The organism is Enterobacter sp. Tr-810 (assembly GCF_011752765.1).
GTDB classification, from domain to species: Bacteria; Pseudomonadota; Gammaproteobacteria; order Enterobacterales; family Enterobacteriaceae; genus Enterobacter; species Enterobacter soli.
The window spans coordinates 24,494-44,661 of record NZ_VWWW01000010.1 but is presented as its reverse complement, the minus strand read 5'-3'; the positions used below and the strand labels follow the sequence as shown (position 1 = coordinate 44,661).

17 protein-coding genes are annotated in these 20,168 nt (G+C 54.4%); 7 read left to right on the top strand and 10 right to left on the bottom strand.

Features of this window, described 5'->3' with window-relative positions:
- The first annotated feature begins 334 nt into the window (after positions 1 to 334).
- Positions 335 to 574, top strand: a complete 240-nt coding sequence (gene zapB, locus F3J30_RS21330; RefSeq protein WP_014072349.1) for a septal ring assembly protein ZapB — start codon at positions 335 to 337, stop codon at positions 572 to 574.
- Between the two features lie 584 nt (positions 575 to 1,158).
- Here the strand turns inward: zapB and rraA are convergent.
- From rraA to priA, 7 genes are all read right to left on the bottom strand, one after another.
- A complete protein-coding gene (gene rraA / locus F3J30_RS21325) occupies positions 1,159 to 1,644 on the bottom strand; it encodes a ribonuclease E activity regulator RraA (protein WP_014072348.1) in 486 nt (161 codons plus the stop codon).
- A 92-nt stretch (positions 1,645 to 1,736) separates the two neighbouring features.
- Positions 1,737 to 2,663: a 1,4-dihydroxy-2-naphthoate polyprenyltransferase gene (gene menA, locus F3J30_RS21320; protein WP_166718539.1), complete on the bottom strand. Its 927-nt coding sequence runs from the start codon at positions 2,661 to 2,663 to the stop codon at positions 1,737 to 1,739.
- 62 nt (positions 2,664 to 2,725) lie between these two features.
- Positions 2,726 to 4,060 carry an HslU--HslV peptidase ATPase subunit gene (gene hslU / locus F3J30_RS21315; protein ID WP_166718504.1) on the bottom strand — a complete coding sequence of 445 codons (1,335 nt, stop codon included), beginning with the start codon at positions 4,058 to 4,060 and terminating at the stop codon, positions 2,726 to 2,728.
- Between the two features lie 9 nt (positions 4,061 to 4,069).
- Complete coding sequence (gene hslV / locus F3J30_RS21310) at positions 4,070 to 4,600, bottom strand: ATP-dependent protease subunit HslV (protein WP_014072345.1); 531 nt, start codon at positions 4,598 to 4,600, stop codon at positions 4,070 to 4,072.
- 94 nt (positions 4,601 to 4,694) lie between these two features.
- On the bottom strand, positions 4,695 to 5,717 hold the full coding sequence (gene ftsN / locus F3J30_RS21305) for a cell division protein FtsN (RefSeq protein ID WP_014072344.1): 1,023 nt from the start codon (positions 5,715 to 5,717) through the stop codon (positions 4,695 to 4,697).
- Positions 5,718 to 5,810: 93 nt separating this feature from the next.
- Positions 5,811 to 6,836 carry a DNA-binding transcriptional regulator CytR gene (gene cytR / locus F3J30_RS21300; RefSeq protein ID WP_014072343.1) on the bottom strand — a complete coding sequence of 342 codons (1,026 nt, stop codon included), beginning with the start codon at positions 6,834 to 6,836 and terminating at the stop codon, positions 5,811 to 5,813.
- A 130-nt stretch (positions 6,837 to 6,966) separates the two neighbouring features.
- Positions 6,967 to 9,162: a primosomal protein N' gene (gene priA, locus F3J30_RS21295; RefSeq protein WP_014072342.1), complete on the bottom strand. Its 2,196-nt coding sequence runs from the start codon at positions 9,160 to 9,162 to the stop codon at positions 6,967 to 6,969.
- A 204-nt stretch (positions 9,163 to 9,366) separates the two neighbouring features.
- Between priA and rpmE the strand changes: the two genes are divergently transcribed.
- Positions 9,367 to 9,579 (top strand): 50S ribosomal protein L31, encoded by a 213-nt coding sequence (gene rpmE / locus F3J30_RS21290; RefSeq protein ID WP_014072341.1) that lies wholly within the window; start codon positions 9,367 to 9,369, stop codon positions 9,577 to 9,579.
- Between the two features lie 339 nt (positions 9,580 to 9,918).
- The gene (locus F3J30_RS21285) at positions 9,919 to 10,599 is read left to right on the top strand and encodes an oligogalacturonate-specific porin KdgM family protein (RefSeq protein WP_166718503.1); all 681 of its coding nucleotides are present in this window, start codon (positions 9,919 to 9,921) and stop codon (positions 10,597 to 10,599) included.
- A 44-nt stretch (positions 10,600 to 10,643) separates the two neighbouring features.
- Here the strand turns inward: F3J30_RS21285 and metJ are convergent, their stop codons facing one another.
- Complete coding sequence (gene metJ, locus F3J30_RS21280; RefSeq protein ID WP_007369220.1) at positions 10,644 to 10,961, bottom strand: met regulon transcriptional regulator MetJ; 318 nt, start codon at positions 10,959 to 10,961, stop codon at positions 10,644 to 10,646.
- Between the two features lie 276 nt (positions 10,962 to 11,237).
- Between metJ and metB the strand changes: the two genes are divergently transcribed.
- From metB to katG, 4 genes are all read left to right on the top strand, one after another.
- Entirely contained in the window at positions 11,238 to 12,398 is a 1,161-nt protein-coding gene (gene metB / locus F3J30_RS21275) for a cystathionine gamma-synthase (protein ID WP_058610678.1), read from the top strand.
- A 2-nt stretch (positions 12,399 to 12,400) separates the two neighbouring features.
- Positions 12,401 to 14,833, top strand: coding sequence for a bifunctional aspartate kinase/homoserine dehydrogenase II (locus tag F3J30_RS21270; RefSeq protein WP_166718502.1), 2,433 nt, complete (start codon positions 12,401 to 12,403; stop codon positions 14,831 to 14,833).
- Between the two features lie 203 nt (positions 14,834 to 15,036).
- Positions 15,037 to 15,927 carry a methylenetetrahydrofolate reductase gene (gene metF / locus F3J30_RS21265; RefSeq protein ID WP_014072337.1) on the top strand — a complete coding sequence of 297 codons (891 nt, stop codon included), beginning with the start codon at positions 15,037 to 15,039 and terminating at the stop codon, positions 15,925 to 15,927.
- Between the two features lie 208 nt (positions 15,928 to 16,135).
- Positions 16,136 to 18,316: a catalase/peroxidase HPI gene (katG, locus tag F3J30_RS21260; RefSeq protein ID WP_014072336.1), complete on the top strand. Its 2,181-nt coding sequence runs from the start codon at positions 16,136 to 16,138 to the stop codon at positions 18,314 to 18,316.
- A 67-nt stretch (positions 18,317 to 18,383) separates the two neighbouring features.
- Here the strand turns inward: katG and F3J30_RS21255 are convergent, their stop codons facing one another.
- Together F3J30_RS21255 and fsa are read right to left on the bottom strand one after the other, a co-directional pair.
- Positions 18,384 to 19,487 (bottom strand): glycerol dehydrogenase, encoded by a 1,104-nt coding sequence (locus F3J30_RS21255; RefSeq protein WP_166718501.1) that lies wholly within the window; start codon positions 19,485 to 19,487, stop codon positions 18,384 to 18,386.
- Between the two features lie 12 nt (positions 19,488 to 19,499).
- Positions 19,500 to 20,162: a fructose-6-phosphate aldolase gene (fsa, locus tag F3J30_RS21250; RefSeq protein WP_166718500.1), complete on the bottom strand. Its 663-nt coding sequence runs from the start codon at positions 20,160 to 20,162 to the stop codon at positions 19,500 to 19,502.
- Between the last annotated feature and the right edge of the window lie 6 nt (positions 20,163 to 20,168).

Genomic DNA, 20,168 nt, shown 5'->3' with positions numbered 1-20,168 from the left:
CTGTAGACATAGTGTTAATTTATCGTTAACGAGCAAAAACGAGAAATATCGAAATCAAAATGTGTGTACTCCGTCAATAAAATGAGCGTTTTCGCGCCACAAAGCGCATTTTTAACGCAACAGCGAAATGAGAGCTGAATCATTTCATTAACTAAAGAGTTAACAATTTAGGGGTATATGCCGCGAACGCACCAGGACGAGGCCGAAAAGTGTTGCAAACCGCGATCTGCGCGGCATGTCGCTGGACAGGGGCGGCGGGGCTTCATACAATCGGCATATATGTTGTGCGCGTTTACGTTAAAGCGTCGCCTTGCAATTCAGGAGAGGTAGGATCATGTCTTTAGAAGTGTTTGAGAAACTGGAATCGAAAGTACAGCAGGCGATTGACACCATCACGCTGCTGCAAATGGAAATTGAAGAGCTGAAAGAGAAGAACAACAGCCTGGCACAGGAAGTTCAGACCGCTCAGCACGGCCGTGAAGAACTGGAACGCGAAAACAACCAGCTGCGCGAACAGCAGAACGGCTGGCAGGATCGCTTACAGGCACTGCTGGGACGTATGGAAGAAGTTTAATTCCTGTCGGGAATGAACTGAACAGGCCGGGTATGGCGTTATCGCTACCCGGCTTTTTTTATGGTTGTTACTCACCGTGGATAAGCCATAAAAAAGGCCGCACGAGGCGGCCTTAACGCTACTTGTCCTGCGCTATCGTAACAAAAGCAACAAACACATTCGGTTCATCACTCTTTACAACGAGCACGCTGGCGACAATGAACGCGATGCATATATAGCGTTTCATTATGCGGTCCCTGCGACTAACCGCTCCACCGTTCACCACCGGTGATAAACCAGTGGACACAAGCCCCGGTGTGGGCTGTTTACGGCGTTGATACACCTTTCCCTGGACCGATGCCCATTTGCGAGATGGCGGAAAGGGACGCAGCATCATAATTAACATCAACCACGCCGTTAAGATGTTCAGAGAAAATTAGGATTTTATAAAGGGTCTAAGGGATTGCCTGGTGTTTATTGAGGGGTATGATAAAAGTCCCTGGTGTGGAGCTGTAAATCCTCCCAACGGACCGCGAATCCCGAGGGACAAAAAAACCGCCACATTGCTGTTGGCGGTTTTTTTATGCTTCACAATTACGATTTTATTACTCGATATCCAGCGGGTCTTCGGAAAGGATAATGCCGGTGTTATCGGCATAGAGATGGTCGCCGGAGAAGAAGGTCACGCCGCCGAAATTGACGCGAACGTCGCTTTCACCGATGCCTTCACCCGCAGCACCCACCGGGATAGCTGCGATGGCCTGAATACCGATATCCAGCTCTTCCAGGTCATCGACCTGGCGCACTGAGCCGTACACCACTATCCCTTCCCACTCGTTTTGCATGGCCAGGCGGGCAAGGTCGGCGTCAATAAGGGCACGGCGCACTGAACCGCCGCCATCGACCAGCAGGATACGACCGCGACCGTTCTGTTCGAGCAGATCGTACAGCAACCCGTTATCCTCGAAACATTTCACCGTGATGATTTGTCCGCCAAACGACGACCGTCCACCAAAGTTGGAAAACAGCGGTTCAACGACGTTGACATCTTCCTGATAGATGTCACAAAGCTCGGAGGTATCGTATTTCATAGGGTTAACGCTCTGTTGCTGCGAATGTGTTCAGTATATCGTGCGAAATGCGTTGTTGGCAAAATCATCAATTGTTAATTGATATTTGTCAGTTAACGGAGCAGCTGGCTCATAATAATACCCACTACGAACAACAGGTTAGTGAGTAACGCCCCTTTGACCGTGCGTTCGAGCATGGGCGGCATTGCGGCCGGGTTATGTTCGCGCATGACAAACCGTGCCTGTTTTACCAGCATCGGTGCGGCCAGAATAAACATCCAGCCCCACAGGCTGTGCAATGAAATCAGGTTAAACAGCGCCAGACACACCAGCGCGCCAATCAGCAGGCAGGCGTGGTAACGACGTGCATTAATCGGCCCCAGACGCACCGCCAGGGTGTTTTTTCCGTTCTCACGGTCACTGTCGATATCGCGCAGATTATTAATATTGAGTACCGCTGTCGCCAGCAGGCCACATGCCGTAGCAGGCAGGAACAGAGCAGGGATGAGCGTATGCGCCTGTAAATACCAGCTTCCCATTACGCTCAGCCAGCCGAAGAAGACCAGCACGGAAATATCACCCAGACCAATATAACCGTAAGGGCGGGTGCCGACGGTGTAGGTGATGGCGGCAATAATGGCGAGCAAACCCAACACCATAAAACCAATGAAATCAGCCGTGGTTTTGCAGGCGACAGACACCAGTGCCAGGCCAGACAAACAAATCAGTACGACGGTAATAATCAGCGCGCGTTTCATCTGTGCCTGAGTGATCACCCCCTTTTGCATCCCGCGCAGCGGCCCAATGCGATCGGGTTTATCGCTGCCTTTTACGGCATCACCATAATCGTTGGCGAGATTAGAGAGGATTTGCAGCAGACCGGCGGTGATGAGTGCCAGACCGGCGACAAGCGGGTCGAAATAACCCTGCCACCAGGCGAGGGCGGAACCCACGACAATCGCGGCAAAGGCCAGAGGAAGCGTTTTAGGGCGCAGACTTTCGAGCCACGCCTGAGTACGGCTGATATCAGTCATAGTTATTTAGCCAATAAAAATGGGGCTTTTCAGCCCCATTAACAGTGATGAGAATGCAGTAACCGCGATTATAGGATAAAACGGCTCAGATCTTCATCTGCCACTAACGCATCCAGATGTTTACTCACATATTCTGCGTCAATGGTAATGCTTTGACCGTTGAGGTCGCTCGCATCGTAAGAGATATCTTCCACCAGGCGTTCCAGCACGGTGTGCAGACGACGCGCACCGATGTTCTCGGTGGTTTCGTTCACCTGCCATGCGGCCTGGGCGATACGCTTGATACCGTCTTCGGTGAACTCAAGGTTCACCCCTTCGGTCGCCATCAGCGCTTTGTACTGTACGGTAGCAGAGGCGTTTGGCTCGGTCAGGATACGTTCGAAATCTTCGGTGGTCAGTGCCTGAAGCTCGACACGAATTGGCAGACGACCCTGTAATTCCGGGATCAGATCGGACGGGCTGGCAACCTGGAACGCGCCTGAGGCGATAAACAGGATATGGTCAGTTTTCACCATACCGTGCTTAGTGGAGACGGTGCAGCCTTCAACCAAAGGCAGCAGGTCGCGCTGAACGCCTTCACGGGACACATCCGGACCGGAGCTGTTGCCGCCACGCTTACAGATTTTGTCGATTTCGTCGATAAACACGATACCGTGCTGCTCAACCGCATCGATAGCATCTTGCTTAAGCTCTTCCGGGTTCACCAGTTTTGCCGCTTCTTCTTCGATAAGCAGCTTCATCGCGTCCTTGATTTTCAGCTTACGCGCTTTCTGCTTCTGGCCGCCCAGGTTCTGGAACATGGACTGCAACTGGCTGGTCATCTCTTCCATACCTGGAGGAGCCATGATTTCAACACCCATCGGCGCGGCAGCAAGATCGATCTCAATCTCTTTGTCGTCCAGCTGGCCTTCACGCAGTTTTTTGCGGAATGCCTGGCGTGCGGCGGATGGCTCAGCCTGCTGTTCAGCCTGGCCCCAGTTGTTTTTAGCCGGTGGGATCAGCACGTCGAGAATGCGCTCTTCGGCCATCTCTTCGGCACGATAGCGGTTTTTCTCAATGGCCTGGACGCGCACCATCTTGATTGCGGAGTCGGTCAGATCGCGGATGATAGAATCCACTTCTTTGCCGACATAGCCCACTTCGGTGAACTTGGTCGCTTCAACTTTGATGAACGGTGCGTTGGCCAGTTTCGCCAGACGGCGGGCGATTTCGGTTTTACCGACACCGGTCGGACCGATCATCAGAATATTTTTTGGGGTCACTTCGTGACGCAGCTCTTCATCGAGCTGCATACGACGCCAGCGGTTACGCAGAGCGATCGCCACGGAACGCTTAGCGTTATCCTGGCCGATAATGTGTTTGTTCAGTTCGCTGACAATTTCGCGTGGGGTCATTTCAGACATGGGAGATCCTTACGCTTTGGAGGTCAATTCTTCGATGGTGTGGTTGTGGTTGGTATAGATGCAGATATCACCTGCAATATCCAACGCCTTCACCGCGATATCGCGTGCGTTCATGTCGGTATTTTCCAACAGCGCGCGGGCAGCTGCCTGGGCGTACGGGCCGCCAGAGCCGATAGCAATCAGGTCATTTTCGGGCTGAATAACGTCACCGTTACCGGTGATAATCAGCGAAGCGGTTTCATCGGCCACAGCCAGCAGGGCTTCGAGCTTGCGCAGCATCCGGTCGGTACGCCAGTCTTTCGCCAGCTCAACGGCGGCTTTCACCAGATGGCCCTGGTGCATTTCCAGTTTGCGTTCAAACAGTTCAAACAGCGTGAAGGCATCAGCGGTGCCGCCTGCAAAACCGGCGATCACTTTGTCGTTGTACAAACGACGGACTTTCTTCACGTTGCCTTTCATGACGGTATTACCCAGCGTGGCCTGGCCATCACCGGCGATTACCACTTGGCCGTTACGGCGTACACTTACTATTGTTGTCACGAGCAGACCCCCTGGTTACAGATTCGGGAAACAGTAGCCCTGAGCCTGTGCTCAGGGCTGAATAGAATGATAGATGGGGGGGAATTTGGGGGTTTCAACCCCCGGAAGCGAGTCGAATGCAGTTTGTGTGACCGGCAACCTTCAATCGGGAGATAGTGCCATCGGCATTTTCTTTGCCTTTGACCGGGCCAATCACCACGCGATTCCAGCCATTGTTGGTGGTGATGCGTGAATCAAATCCTTCAAATGCCAGCTGAGCACGTACCGTTTCGGCCTGCTCTGCACCTTTAAACGAACCGCACTGAACCATCCAGCGGCGCTCGTCTTTTTTCTCAGCCGTTTGCTTAGGTGCTTCCGTCTCTTTCGTGACCGGGGCCGCCTGTTGCGCCTTCGGCTGCTGTGCCGTGGTGTGCGCAGGCGTCTGCAACAGATCCTGATACGCCTGGGCTTGCGTCGCCTGCTTCTGCGTTTGAGCTTTAGGCGCCTGAACAGGTTGCGTCTGCGCGGTGCGCGTTTGCTGCTGCGGCTGCTGGTAAGGCTGCTCGGTCACACGCGGTTGCGTGCGAGGCTGCTGCACCGGCTGAGTCTGTGTCCACTGCTGTTGTGGTTGCTGCTGCTGTTGCTGTTGGCTCAGCAGCTGTGCCTGGCGCTGACGTTGCAGCGTTTGCTGGCGTTGCGCTGGCGTTTGTTCATTCCACGGCACTTCGTTCAGCTGTGTCGGCTGCTGGCGCATGTCGGCCTGCATCTGAGCCAATAGTTGACGCTGCTCGTCAGTCAGCTGATTCGCGTTCACGACTTCACCACCGGCAGAAGGCTCAGTCGGTGCGCGTACGCCCGGCTGGCGACTTTCCAGTTCTTTGATATAACGCCAACGCTCTTCAGGTTTTGGCGGTAAGCCATTACCGGCAACCTTGTTGCCCTGAAGCGCCTCGGAATCTTCTTTCTTATGGTGAGTAATAAAGTACAGGCCACCGATAAAGGCTACCACTACGGCCGCGGCAATAGCGACCATCGCCGGGGAGACAGCAGGCAGGCTACGTTGCTTATTCCTTGAGCTACTCTTTTTGCGTCGCGAAGGTGCCGGCTGGCCGCGACGTACATAATCTCGTTGTGCCACTATCGTTTCGCTGTATTTATTCGTTCGTCAGCCCGCCATGTTACTTAAGCGGCGGGGCTTTGACCAGATAAGGGTGTCCTAAAGGTATTTACTTTAAGTCAATGCCTGGGTTGTGCCGCGCACAATCAGTTCGCAATCCAGCAAACGTGACCCACTGCTAACTGTTTGACCATGCAGCTGATCCAGCAGAAGGAGCATCGCTTCTCGGCCAATCTGGTAGCGGGGTTGCGCGACGGTTGAGAGTGGCGGATCGCAAAATTCTGAAAGAGAAATATTATCGAACCCGATGATCGACAAATCTTTTGGCACGCGCAGACCGCGGCGTTTGGCATAAGAAAGTGCACCCAGCGCCATCACATCGCTGTGGCAGAATACCGCCGTTGGCGGTTCCGGCAGCGCCAGCAGTTTTTCCAGGGCCAGCCCACCGGCTTCAAAGGTGAAATCACCGCGCGCAATATAATGTGGGTCGACCGTTGCGCCGGTACGGCGCAGTGCCTGGACGTAGCCTTGCAAGCGGTAGTGACACAGCGGCATCTCTTCAGGCCCGGCGATACAGCCAATACGTTTGTGCCCCAGCTCCTGAAGATAGTTCACCGCGTTAAAGGCTGCGGTGAGGTTGTCGATATGCACCGTCGGCAGTTCCAGCTCAGGGGCAAATTCGTTCGCCATCACCATCGGCGGTAAATTGCGCTGCTCTTCAATGCTGGCATCAAAAGGCAGGCGCGAGCCGAGCAGTAACATACCGTCGATCTGCTTGGTGATAATGAGGTCGATAAAGGTTTTTTCCTGCTGATTCTGGTGAGCGCAGTCGCCAATCAGCACCAGATAGCCTTGTTCGGCAGCGGTGACTTCAATGCCGCGGATGATTTCGCTAAAGAAGGGATCGCAGATGTCCGGCACTATCACCAGTATCGTGCGCGATTCATTGCGCTTAACGTTACGTCCCATTGCCTGCGGGAAATAGCCGACCTCCAGCGCCGCCTGCTCTACCCGATTGCGGGTCGCCTGGGAGACTTTATCCGGGTTCATTAATGCGCGGGACACGGTTGCCGTCGATACCTGAGCTTTCTGGGCAACGTCTTTCATGGTCGCCGTGGCAACCTCTTTCCTGGACTTCACGTCTTCTCCTCGCATGAACACCGAACTTCTGACACCTCATTTTTACAGATAGTTTATGAGAGCGGTTACAGAATTTTCATAAAAAGTGTGAGGAAGGTTGAATTTTTTCGATCCGTCTCGCAACAGAGGCTTAGCCTTCAATGGGATCAACATCCAGGACCCACTTCACCTTACGCGCTTCCGGCAGGGTATTTATCAATGCCAGCGTGCCGCTGACAATATGTTGTAAGCGTATACGCGAGGGGTGCTGCAATAAAATTTGCCAGCGGAAACGCCCGCCCCGCTTGGGTGCCAGCGCAGGAACAGGCCCTAAAATCCACAGCTGGTTATCCACCAGGGGGCTGGCTTGCAGCAGATTGCGGAGCTGCTGGAGGAACAGCGGCGCCTGCTGATTATTATGATCTTCCGCGCGGATGATCACGTGGCTAGTCCACGGCGGCAGCTGCATAGTCTGACGCTCAGCCAACGCTTGTTCGGCAAACGCGTCATACCCTTTATGCAGTAAGGTTTGCAGCAAAGGATGTTCCGGGTGGTGAGTTTGTAGCACCACTTCTCCCTGCTTCCCGGCGCGACCGGCGCGGCCCGCCACCTGGGTATAGAGCTGAGCAAAACGTTCGGCGGAGCGGAAATCGGCAGAGAACAACGCGCCATCCACATCCAGCAGGGCGACCAGCGTGACATCCGGGAAGTGGTGCCCTTTGGCCAGCATCTGAGTCCCAATTAATATACGCGCGCCGCCGCGATGCACTTCCGCGAGCTGTTGCTCCAGTGCGCCTTTACGACTGGTAGTGTCCCGGTCGATACGCGAAATAGGTACGTCGGGGAAGAACGGTGTCAGCGCTTGCTCCAGCTGTTCCGTCCCCAGACCGACCGGCACCATGTGCGTCGAACCGCATGACGGGCACTGGCGTGGGATAGGCCTTTGGCTGTCGCAGTGGTGGCAGCGTAAATGACGTTGTGCCTGATGAAGCGTGTAGTAGTGGTCACAGCGCGGGCATTCCGCAATCCATCCGCAGTCGTGGCACAGCAGCGCCGGGGCGAATCCGCGTCGGTTCAGGAACAGGATCACCTGATTTCCGGCCTGCAAATGCTGGCGCATCCGGGTGATCAACGCCGGTGCTAATCCGGCCTGCACCTGCTGACCTTTCAAATCCAGCACATGCTGAATGGCCGGACGTGCATTCCCCGCGCGGCGCGTCAGGCGTAGCATGTGGTATTTACGCTGCCGAACGTTGTGCAGCGTTTCCAGCGCAGGCGTGGCGGAGCCGAGAATAATCGGGATCTGCTCGCTGTGGGCGCGATAAACGGCCAGGTCGCGGGCATGGTAGCGCCAGCCTTCCTGCTGTTTATAGGAACTGTCATGTTCTTCATCTATGACAATGACGCCCAGATTTTTAAACGGGGTGAACAGCGACGAGCGCGTGCCAATGACAATGGCAGCTTCACCGTTTTTCGCTTTGAGCCACGCGCTGAGTCGCTCGCTGTCGTTCAGACCGGAGTGCAGCACTTCCACCGGCGCGTTAAAACGTTCACGAAACCGGGCGATGGTTTGCGGCGTCAGGCCAATTTCCGGCACCATGACCAGCGCCTGCTTGCCCTGGGAGAGCACATTTTCCAGCACGCTAAGATAGACTTCAGTTTTGCCGGAGCCCGTCACACCCGCCAGCAGCCAGGCGGAGAAATGGTCAGCGGCGCTGTGAATCGCCCCCACCGCGGTCGCCTGTTCGGTATTCAGGCGTAAGCGATCCCCGGAAACGGAAAAACTGTCGCGCCAGTCATAAAGGGCGGGCGCTTCGCTTGCCAGCTCGCACAACCCTTTTTTACGCAGCGCCTGAAGTGCCGCGTCATTAAAGTCCAGCTCTTCAACCTGATGACGCCAGATACGCCCTTGGCGCAGGGCGGCCAGCGCCTGTTGCTGTTTAGGAGAACGCTTCAGGCTGTTAATGTCTACCGCTTGTCCCTGTTCGGTGGCGAACCAGTACCACATCGGCGCGTGGCTGGCGCTCTTCCCCTGGCGCAGTAAAATCGGCAGGGCATGAAACAGCACATCACCTATCGGGTGGTGATAGTATTCTGCCGCCCACAGTAACAGCCGCCAGGTGCTCGTTGAGAAGACCGGCTCGGTATCCAGCACTTCGGCAACGGCTTTCAGCTCATTAACGGGAAGCTCACTTTTATCACTGATGGACACCACAATCCCCACGCGCTGCTGCTTGCCAAAGGGCACGGTCACGCGACAGCCGGCTTTGGCATTCATGCTGTCGGGCAGCAGATAGTCAAAGGTACGGGGAAGCGGAACGGGCAGGGCAACGTGAGCGACGGGCATCGAATCTTCCTGACTTGAAAAGTGGCGCGTTAGTATACACATTAGTAAAAGCGGCGTGCGGATCAGTTTGCATACACAGGTCAAATTCTGTATGATTCGCCGCCTTTGATGCGCTTTATGCAGCGTCAAAACTATACTATTAACATCGCGTGGTGTCTGGCGTTAGGGCTGGAAGAGCGACGCGGCCTTAACTGAGGTTCTCCCATGAAAAAAGATATTCACCCGAAATACGAAATGATTACTGCAAACTGCTCTTGCGGTAACTCTATCCAGATCCGCTCCACCGTGGGTCACGATCTGAACCTGGACGTGTGCGGTAAATGCCACCCGTTCTTCACTGGTAAGCAGCGTGATGTTGCAACCGGTGGCCGTGTTGACCGCTTCAACAAGCGTTTCAGCATCCCGGGCGCTAAATAAGCATCCAGAAGAAACCGCCTTCGGGCGGTTTTTTTGTGCCTGCAATATCCCATCTCAATAAATCTCAATATTATATTTATCGCTGAAATTAGTATTTCAAATTATCTAAAAATAATTAATTACCCGCTGTTGTATTAAATATATTTGTCTGGTCTATTCTTTGGTGGATAGTGAACTGCATCTTCATTATCTTTAATTCTTTGCCACTGTTTTTCTTTGTGTGTCAAAAAATAAAAGGTTTCCCTCTGTTTGTAAAATTACACTTCGCTCGTCTTAAATTCGTATTTGCCATTTTATTCATAATGGCTTTCAGGGCGTGTTTACTTCGAGGGAAATGTTATGAAAATGAAGCAACTTTTATTTGTGCTGCCATTAATATCTTGTGCGGCACAGGCGGGATATGTTGATTATCGACACGAGTATTATGACGATGGGCGTAACTATGATCGTGTGTACATGTCGCACCGCTTTGGCACCGGCTTTGGTGTGGCAGTAGAGGCAGTTTCGCGTTCCGATAATGCGCAATCGAACGATGCGCTTAATAATATGGAAAGTAACAGTAATGAATATACTGCCAGTTACCAATTCACCTGGCAGGGTTTTATCTGGCAGCCAGGTGTTGCCGTGGAAATGGGCGATGATATGGCCATCTATAAGCCGTATTTGCGCGTACAATATAATATTAATGATAGCTGGTGGACGGCGTTCCGTTACCGTACTGAATACACCCGTCGTAATGCGGATGGCAAAGACGACCGTATGGTTTATCGCCCGGAAATGTGGCTGGGTTATAATATTGATAACTGGATGTTCGAGTTAAACGGTATTTATAAGTTTGCCGATAATGAAGATCTGTACAACAATAAAAAAGAAGATTACGAATATAACTTCCGCGTGGCGTATAACATCGACTCGTGGATCCCGTTTGTGGAAGTGGGTAATGTCTCTTCGGGCTATAACACCGCCACCAGTGACGATCGCCAGACGCGTCTGCGTGTCGGGTTAGGTTACAACTTCTAAGAAACCATCCCGCTGAGCACACTCAGCGGGAGTCCGCCGTAGCGTTAGTATTCCCACGTATCCGGGTCGATACCCAGTTCACGCATGATCACCTTCGCCTCTTCCGGGATTTCATCACTGCGCTCTTTGCGCAGATCTTCATCGTTCGGCAACGGTTGACCAGTAAACGCATGCAGGAACGCTTCGCAAAGCAGTTCACTGTTGGTCGCGTGACGCAGGTTGTTCACCTGACGACGCGTACGTTCATCGGTGAGGATCTTCAACACCTTCAGAGGAATGGAAACCGTAATTTTCTTTACTTGCTCACTCTTCTTACCGTGCTCAGCGTATGGGCTGATATATTCGCCGCTCCATTCAGCCATGAGATACCTTTAATCCTCTCAGTCATTTATCTAAAGGTGCAAAACCGATAACTGCCAGTTTCGAACCGTAATCTTGCCTAGTTTACCGTAGAGACGATACCGTGGCACGGATATTGCCGCTGCAGCGTGCACTAAAGCATATAATTTTAACGGCTATTTGCGCATTGCTCAATCTATACGCAAAGAAGTTTAGGTGTCCAGATGTATTGACGTCCATACTTTCAGTGTTTACTCTGATGCCTGACTTTTCACCTAATAAGCCAGGAAGCCTTCACCATGACGCGTAAACAGGCCACCATCGCAGTGCGTAGCGGATTGAATGATGACGAGCAGTACGGCTGTGTTGTCCCGCCAATTCATCTTTCCAGTACTTACAATTTCACCGGATTTAATGAACCCCGTGCGCACGACTACTCGCGTCGTGGTAACCCTACGCGTGATGTTACCCAGCGCGCGTTGGCGGAACTGGAAGGCGGTGCGGGAGCCGTCCTGACCAATACAGGAATGTCTGCCATTCACCTGGTAACCACGGTGTTCCTGAAACCTGGCGACCTGCTGGTTGCGCCGCATGACTGCTACGGCGGTAGCTATCGTTTGTTTGATAGCCTGGCAAAGCGCGGCTGTTATCGCGTGCTGTTTGTCGATCAAAACGACGAACAGGCGCTGAAACAGGCGCTGGCAGAGCAGCCGAAGCTGGTTCTGGTGGAAAGTCCAAGCAATCCATTGTTGCGCGTTGTCGATATTGCGAAAATTTGTCAGCTCGCAAGGGATGCGGGAGCGATAAGTGTAGTGGATAATACATTCCTCAGTCCGGCCCTTCAGAACCCACTGGCACTGGGTGCAGATTTGGTATTGCATTCATGCACTAAATATCTGAACGGCCATTCTGATGTGGTGGCGGGCGTGGTGATAGCAAAAGATCCCGACGTTGTCACTGAACTGGCATGGTGGGCCAATAACATTGGCGTCACCGCGGGCGCCTTTGACAGCTACCTGCTGTTACGCGGCATCCGCACCCTGTCGCCACGCATGGAAGTGGCGCAGCGCAATGCCCAGGCGATTGTTGATTTCCTGCAAACCCAGCCGCTGGTGAAGAAGCTCTACCACCCGTCGCTGCCGGAAAACCAGGGACACGAGATTGCTGCGCGTCAGCAGAAAGGATTTGGCGCGATGTTAAGTTTTGAACTGGACGGTGACGAGCAAACGCTGCGTCGCTTCCTGAGCGGGTTGTCATTGTTTACGCTGGCGGAATCATTAGGTGGGGTTGAAAGCTTAATCTCCCACGCCGCAACCATGACGCACGCAGGTATGGCACCGGAAGCACGTGCCGCTGCCGGGATCTCTGAGACGCTGCTGCGTATCTCAACCGGCATTGAAGATTCTGAAGATTTAATTGCCGATCTGGAAAATGGCTTCCGGGTCGCAGCCAAGGGGTAATCATGAGTGTGATAGCGCAGGCAGGGGCGAAGGGTCGTCAACTGCACAAGTTTGGTGGTAGTAGTCTTGCTGATGTGAAGTGTTACCTGCGCGTTGCAGGGATCATGACCGAGTATTCACAGCCGGGTGACATGATGGTTGTCTCGGCGGCGGGCAGCACCACCAACCAGTTGATTAGCTGGCTGAAACTGAGCCAGACCGATCGCCTTTCTGCGCATCAGGTGCAACAGTCTTTACGTCGTTACCAGAGCGAGCTGATTGCCGGTTTGCTGCCTGCAGACGTGGCGGACGGGCTGATTAGCGCCTTCACTCACGATCTTGAACGTCTGGCTGCACTGCTGGACAGCGGAATTACCGATGCGGTGTATGCCGAAGTGGTGGGTCACGGTGAAGTGTGGTCTGCACGCCTGATGGCTGCGGTACTGCAACATCTGGGAGTTGAAGCAGCCTGGCTCGACGCGCGTGATTTCCTGCGCGCCGAACGTGCTGCCCAGCCGCAGGTAGATGAAGGATTGTCTTATCCGCTGCTGCAACAGCTGCTGGTGCAGCATCCGGGCAAACGCATTGTAGTGACGGGCTTTATCAGCCGCAGCAACGCGGGTGAAACCGTGCTGCTGGGGCGCAATGGCTCTGACTACTCTGCAACGCAAATTGGTGCGCTGGCCGGTGTTTCCCGTGTGACTATCTGGAGTGACGTCGCAGGTGTCTACAGCGCGGACCCGCGCAAAGTGAAAGATGCCTGCTTGCTGCCGTTGCTACGTCTGGATGAAGCCAGCGAGCTGGCACGTCTGGCCGCTCCGGTACTGCACGCCCGTACGCTTCAGCCTGTTTCGGGCAGTGATATTGACCTGCAACTGCGCTGTAGCTACACCCCGGATCAGGGTTCTACCCGCATTGAGCGTGTGCTGGCCTCCGGCACGGGCGCACGTATCGTCACCAGTCATGACGACATTTGCCTGATTGAGTTCCAGGTGCCAGCCGGCCAGGACTTCAAACTGGCACACAAAGACATCGACCTTATTCTGAAACGTGCGCAGGTGCGTCCGTTAGCCGTTGGCGTTCATAACGATCGCCAACTGCTGCAATTCTGCTATACCGCAGAAGTGGCCGATAGCGCACTGAAAATTCTTGATGAAGCTGGCCTGCCGGGTGAACTTCGCCTGCGTCAGGGGCTGGCGCTGGTGGCGATGGTGGGTGCGGGCGTCACCCGTAACCCGCTGCACTGCCACCGTTTCTGGCAGCAGCTGAAAGGCCAGCCGGTTGAGTTTACCTGGCAGTCGGAAGAGGGCATCAGCCTGGTGGCCGTTCTGCGTAAAGGGCCAACGGAAAGCCTGATTCAGGGTCTGCACACCTCCCTGTTCCGCGCGGAAAAGCGTATCGGCCTGGTGCTGTTCGGCAAAGGGAATATCGGTTCTCGCTGGCTGGAGCTGTTCGCGCGTGAACAAGAGACGCTCTCGGCGCGTACCGGATTTGAATTTATTCTCGCGGGCGTGGTGGACAGCCGCCGTAGCCTGCTGAATTACGAAGGCCTGGATGCCAGCCGCGCGCTTGCGTTCTTTAATGATGAAGCGGTTGAACAGGATGAAGAATCACTGTTCCTGTGGATGCGTGCGCACCCGTATGATGACCTGGTGGTGCTGGACGTCACGGCCAGTGAACAGCTTGCCGATCAGTATCTGGATTTCGCCAGCCACGGTTTCCACGTCATCAGTGCCAATAAACTGGCGGGCGCGAGCAGCACGGATAAATACCGTCAAATCCATGACGCGTTTGAGAAAACGGGCCGTCACTGGTTGTATAACGCCACTGTTGGCGCGGGTCTGCCGGTTAACCATACCGTGCGCGATCTCATTGAAAGCGGTGACAGCATTCTGGCGCTGAGCGGTATCTTCTCGGGTACGCTCTCCTGGTTGTTCCTGCAATTTGATGGCACCGTTCCATTTACTGACCTGGTGGATCAGGCGTGGCAACAAGGGCTGACCGAGCCAGACCCGCGTGTTGACCTGTCCGGGAAAGACGTTATGCGTAAGCTGGTGATCCTGGCGCGTGAAGCGGGTTATGACATCGAGCCTGGCGCGGTGCGCGTGGAGTCACTGGTGCCTGCGGGCTGTGAAGAAGGCTCTGTCGATCACTTCTTCGAAAACGGTGACGAGCTGAATGACCAGATGGTGCAACGTCTGGAAGCGGCGCAAGAAATGGGCCTGGTGCTGCGTTATGTAGCGCGATTCGAGGCGAACGGTAAAGCGCGTGTTGGTGTCGAGGCGGTACGCCCTGAGCACCCGCTGGCGGCGCTGTTACCGTGCGACAACGTTTTTGCGATTGAAAGCCGCTGGTATCGCGATAACCCGCTGGTGATCCGTGGCCCGGGTGCTGGGCGCGATGTGACCGCCGGGGCAATCCAGTCTGACATCAACCGTCTGGCTAAGCTGCTGTAACGCCAGTATTTCCCTCTCCCACAGGGAGAGGGAACTTCTCGTCATCATGAACTTCCCTCATCTTCCCTGAGCATTCCTCACCGTTATTGTTGATTATTTCTGTTGACGCCACTCCGCTTTTCCGTCATTTTTACATCTGGACGTCTAAACGTATAGAAGTTCGAATCACAACAAACAACGACACGCGATTGATGAGGTAAGGTATGAGCTTTTTTCACGCCAACCAGCGGGAAGCCCTGAATCAGAGCCTGGCCGAAGTAAACGGCCAGATTAACGTCTCTTTTGAATTTTTCCCGCCGCGCACCAGTGAAATGGAGCAAACCTTGTGGAGCTCTATCGATCGCCTGAGCAGCCTGAAACCGAAATTTGTCTCCGTGACCTACGGAGCAAACTCCGGTGAGCGTGACCGCACGCACAGCATTATCAAGGGTATTAAAGACAGAACCGGTCTGGAAGCGGCTCCGCACCTGACCTGCATCGATGCTACCCGCGATGAGCTGCGCGCCATCGCCCAGGACTACTGGAACAACGGTATTCGGCATATCGTCGCCCTGCGCGGCGACCTGCCTCCGGGCAGCGGCAAACCTGAAATGTATGCAGCAGACCTGGTGACGCTGCTGAAAGAGGTGGCAGACTTTGATATCTCCGTTGCTGCGTACCCGGAAGTTCACCCGGAAGCGAAAAGCGCGCAGGCGGATTTGCTCAACCTGAAACGTAAAGTGGATGCCGGGGCAAACCGTGCCATTACCCAGTTCTTCTTCGACGTAGAAAGTTATCTGCGTTTTCGTGACCGCTGCGTTTCTGCGGGCATCGACGTTGAAATCATTCCAGGCATTTTGCCGGTATCTAACTTCAAACAGGCGAAAAAATTCGCTGACATGACCAACGTGCGCATTCCGCTTTGGATGTCTAAAATGTACGAAGGGCTGGACGATGACCCGGAAACACGCAAGCTGGTGGGCGCAAATATCGCGATGGACATGGTGAAGATCTTAAGTCGTGAAGGGGTGAAGGACTTCCACTTCTATACTCTGAACCGCGCGGAAATGAGTTACGCCATTTGCCACACGCTCGGTGTTCGACCTGGCGTGTAACAAAAAAAAGCCCTCTTCGGAGGGTTTTTTGATTTATAAGGGTTTTATTTTCCTGCCATTTCAGCAATGCTGCCTTTGACGTACAAAAGTCACATATTTTCCATGTGAAATTAAACGGAATTAACTATCGAATCTGTGGGTTATCCCAACTATACCTTATCAATAAGGGCGTATATCGTAACAGTAATACTGTAAAGGGAGCACAACGATGAGCACGTCAGACGATACCAATAAAGCGGCATCAGCCGGTAAGTGTCCGTTCCATCAGGGCGGCGTTGATCTTAGCGCAGGTGCTGGCACCGGCAGTAAAGAGTGGTGGCCTAAGCAACTTCGTGTCGATCTTCTGAATCAACATTCCAGCCGTTCTAACCCACTGGGTGAAGACTTCGACTACCGCAAAGAATTCAGCAAACTCGATTATTCAGCCCTCAAAGGCGATCTCAAAGCACTCTTAACCGACTCTCAACCGTGGTGGCCTGCCGACTGGGGCAGCTATGCGGGCCTGTTTATTCGCATGGCCTGGCACGGTGCTGGTACTTATCGCTCCGTTGACGGACGCGGTGGTGCAGGACGCGGTCAACAGCGCTTTGCGCCGCTGAACTCCTGGCCAGATAACGTGAGCCTGGATAAAGCACGACGCCTGTTGTGGCCTATCAAACAGAAATATGGGCAGAAAATCTCCTGGGCTGACCTCTTTATCCTGGCGGGTAACGTGGCGCTGGAAAACTCGGGCTTCCGTACCTTTGGTTTTGGTGCCGGGCGTGAAGACGTCTGGGAGCCAGATCAGGATGTGAACTGGGGCGATGAAAAAGCCTGGCTGACCCACCGCGATCCTGAAGCGCTGGCAAAACGTCCTTTGGCTGCCACTGAAATGGGCCTGATTTACGTCAACCCGGAAGGGCCAAATGCCAGCGGCGAACCGCTGTCAGCGGCTGCGGCTATTCGCGCAACCTTCGGCAACATGGGAATGGACGACGAAGAGACTGTCGCCCTGATTGCTGGCGGCCATACGCTGGGTAAAACACACGGTGCCGGTGAAGCAACGCACGTAGGCACTGACCCGGAAGCCTCACCAATTGAAGCGCAGGGGCTGGGCTGGGCCAGTACGCACGGCACCGGGGTTGGCGCTGACGCCATCACCTCCGGCCTGGAAGTTATATGGTCGCAAACCCCGACCCAGTGGAGTAATTACTTCTTCGAGAACCTGTTCAAATTCGAGTGGGTGCAGACCCGCAGCCCGGCGGGGGCGATTCAGTTTGAAGCCGTTAACGCGCCAGACATTATGCCTGACCCGTTCGACCCGTCGAAAAAACGCAAACCAACCATGCTGGTCACCGACCTGACCCTGCGTTTTGACCCGGAATTCGAGAAGATCTCTCGTCGCTTCCTCAACGATCCGCAGGCCTTCAATGAAGCCTTTGCCCGTGCATGGTTCAAGCTGACCCACCGCGATATGGGGCCAAAATCACGGTACATTGGTCCGGAAGTTCCGAAAGAAGATCTGATTTGGCAGGATCCACTGCCGCAGGCGGTGTTCAATCCTTCGAAAGAAGACATTGAGAGTCTGAAAGCGGAAATCGCGGCATCCGGGCTGTCCATCAGTGAACTGGTTTCTGTTGCCTGGGCGTCTGCATCGACCTTCCGTGGTGGTGATAAGCGTGGCGGTGCCAACGGTGCACGCCTGGCGCTGGCACCACAGCGCGACTGGGATGTTAACGCCGCTGCTGTTCGTGCCCTGCCAGCGCTGGAAGCTATTCAGCGCACCACCAATAAAGCCTCACTGGCCGACATCATCGTACTGGCGGGCGTGGTAGGTGTTGAGCAGGCGGCGAAAGCTGCAGGGGTTTACGTGACCGTACCGTTTACGCCGGGCCGCGTTGATGCGCGTCAGGACCAGACGGATATCGAGATGTTTACCCTGCTTGAACCGATTGCTGACGGCTTCCGCAACTATCGTGCGCAGGTAGACGCTGCGACAACAGAATCGCTGCTGATTGATAAAGCCCAGCAGCTGACGCTGACCGCGCCTGAACTGACGGTGCTGGTGGGTGGTTTGCGTGTGTTGGGTGCTAACTTTGATGGCAGCAAAAACGGCGTGTTCACTGACCGTGAAGGTGTGCTGAGCAATGACTTCTTCGTGAATCTGCTGGATATGAATACCCAGTGGAAAGCGACGGATGAGTCAAAAGAGCTGTTTGCCGGTAGCGATCGCACCAGCGGTGACGTGAAATACACCGCAACCCGCGCCGACCTGGTCTTCGGCTCTAACGCTGTCCTGCGCGCACTGGCTGAAGTTTACGCCAGCAGCGATGCCAGCGAGAAGTTCGTTCGCGACTTCGTTGCGGCATGGGCGAAAGTGATGGATTTGGATCGTTTTGACCTGAAGTAAATAAAAATCCCCGCCTCGGCGGGGATTTTTTTGCCCGGGGGCTACCTACGCCACCCGGCAATTTTCGTTACTCCCACTCCTGCAAGAACCGCTGTCCGTACTGGTCTGCAACCAGCAGTGCGGCGTAAACCTGATCCGGCGACACACCACCCGGCATGTTGTGAATGGTTTCACCTTCTGCACAGGCCGCCTCAGCGATCAGACGCATTTTCGCCGGAATATTCTCTTTGATATCCAGCTGCGCCAGGGTGATTGGCAGCCCGACGCTGTGGCAAAGTGCGGCAACGGTTTCTATCTCTTCAACCGGTGCGTTTTCCAGAACCAACTGGGTGAGTGTACCGAACGCCACTTTTTCACCGTGATAGAAATGGTGGGCTTCCGGTACTGCCGTCATCCCGTTATGAATGGCGTGTGCAGCTGCCAGCCCGCCGCTTTCAAAACCGACGCCGCTGAGATAGGTGTTGGCTTCGATGATGCGTTCCAGCGCAGGTGTCACGACGTGCTGCTCCGCTGCCAGCATCGCTTTTTCACCCTCTTCAACCAGCGTGTTGTAGCACAGTTCCGCCAGCGCTAAAGCTGCCTGGGTACATTTGCCGCCGGCCATAGTGGTTGCACCACTACGGGAACAGGCACGTGCTTCAAACCAGGTGGCCAGTGCATCGCCAATACCCGCTGCCAGCAGGCGTGCTGGTGCGCCCGCAACCACTTTGGTATCGACAATCACCATGTTCGGGTTGTGTGGCAGCATCAGGTAGCGATCAAACTCACCGCTGTCGGTATATATAACGGAAAGGGCACTACATGGCGCATCGGTGGAGGCAATGGTTGGGGCGATAGCAACCGGCACGTCCATAAAGTGAGCCAGCGCTTTAGCGGTATCCAGCGTTTTACCGCCGCCGATACCCAGTACCGCCATGCAGTCAGCACTGTCAGCGAGTTTTTTCAGGCGGTCGATTTCATTTTGCGAACATTCGCCGCCAAACGGTGCAATTTCGACGTGCAGTTCCGCTTTTTTGAAGCTTTCACGCAGGGTCTCTTCGGCAAAACCCAGCACAAACTTATCGCCAACTACCAGCCAGCGTTTTGCCAGCGGTTTCAGATAGTCGCCCAGACGGGTGAGAACATCAGCGCCCTGGATGTATTTCCCCGGCGATTGAATGATACGGTCCATAACATTTCTCCCTTAGAGGTTGAGGTTACCAAACGCGTTTTTCCAGTCTTGCTCGAACTTCTCTATAGCTGACTCTACCGCCGGAGTGCCGAGCATTTGTTGCGCTACATCTAAAGGAAGTGTGATTGCTTCACATCCGGCCAGCAGGCAGTCCAGCGCTTGTCGTGGTGTTTTAAAGCTGGCGGCCAGCACCATGCTTTCTGGCGCGTGTAGCTCCAGCAGGGTTTGCATCTCCTGGACCATACGAATGCCGTCCCCGCCCTGTGCATCAACACGGTTAACATACGGTGCGACATATTTCGCCCCCGCTATCGCCGCCAGTAAGCCCTGCGCGGCGCTATAAACAGCGGTGCCCAGCGTAGTAATCCCCTCTTTTTTCAGCGCTTTGATCGCGATAAGCCCCTGAGCGGTAACCGGAATTTTTACTACGATGTCCGGTATGGCGTTACTCAGGCGTTTGGCTTCCGCCACCATGCCCTCTGCATCACGGCTCATGGTCTGGGCGAACAGCGTACCTTCCGGTCCGATGGCTTTTTGCAGACGTGGTAGCACGTCCCAGATGGATTCACGGCTGGCGGCCACAATACTTGGGTTGGTTGTCACACCCGCAATCGGGAAGATGTGCGCCAGGCGTTCAACTTCCGCCACGTTGGCGGTATCCAGATACAGTTCCATTACTCT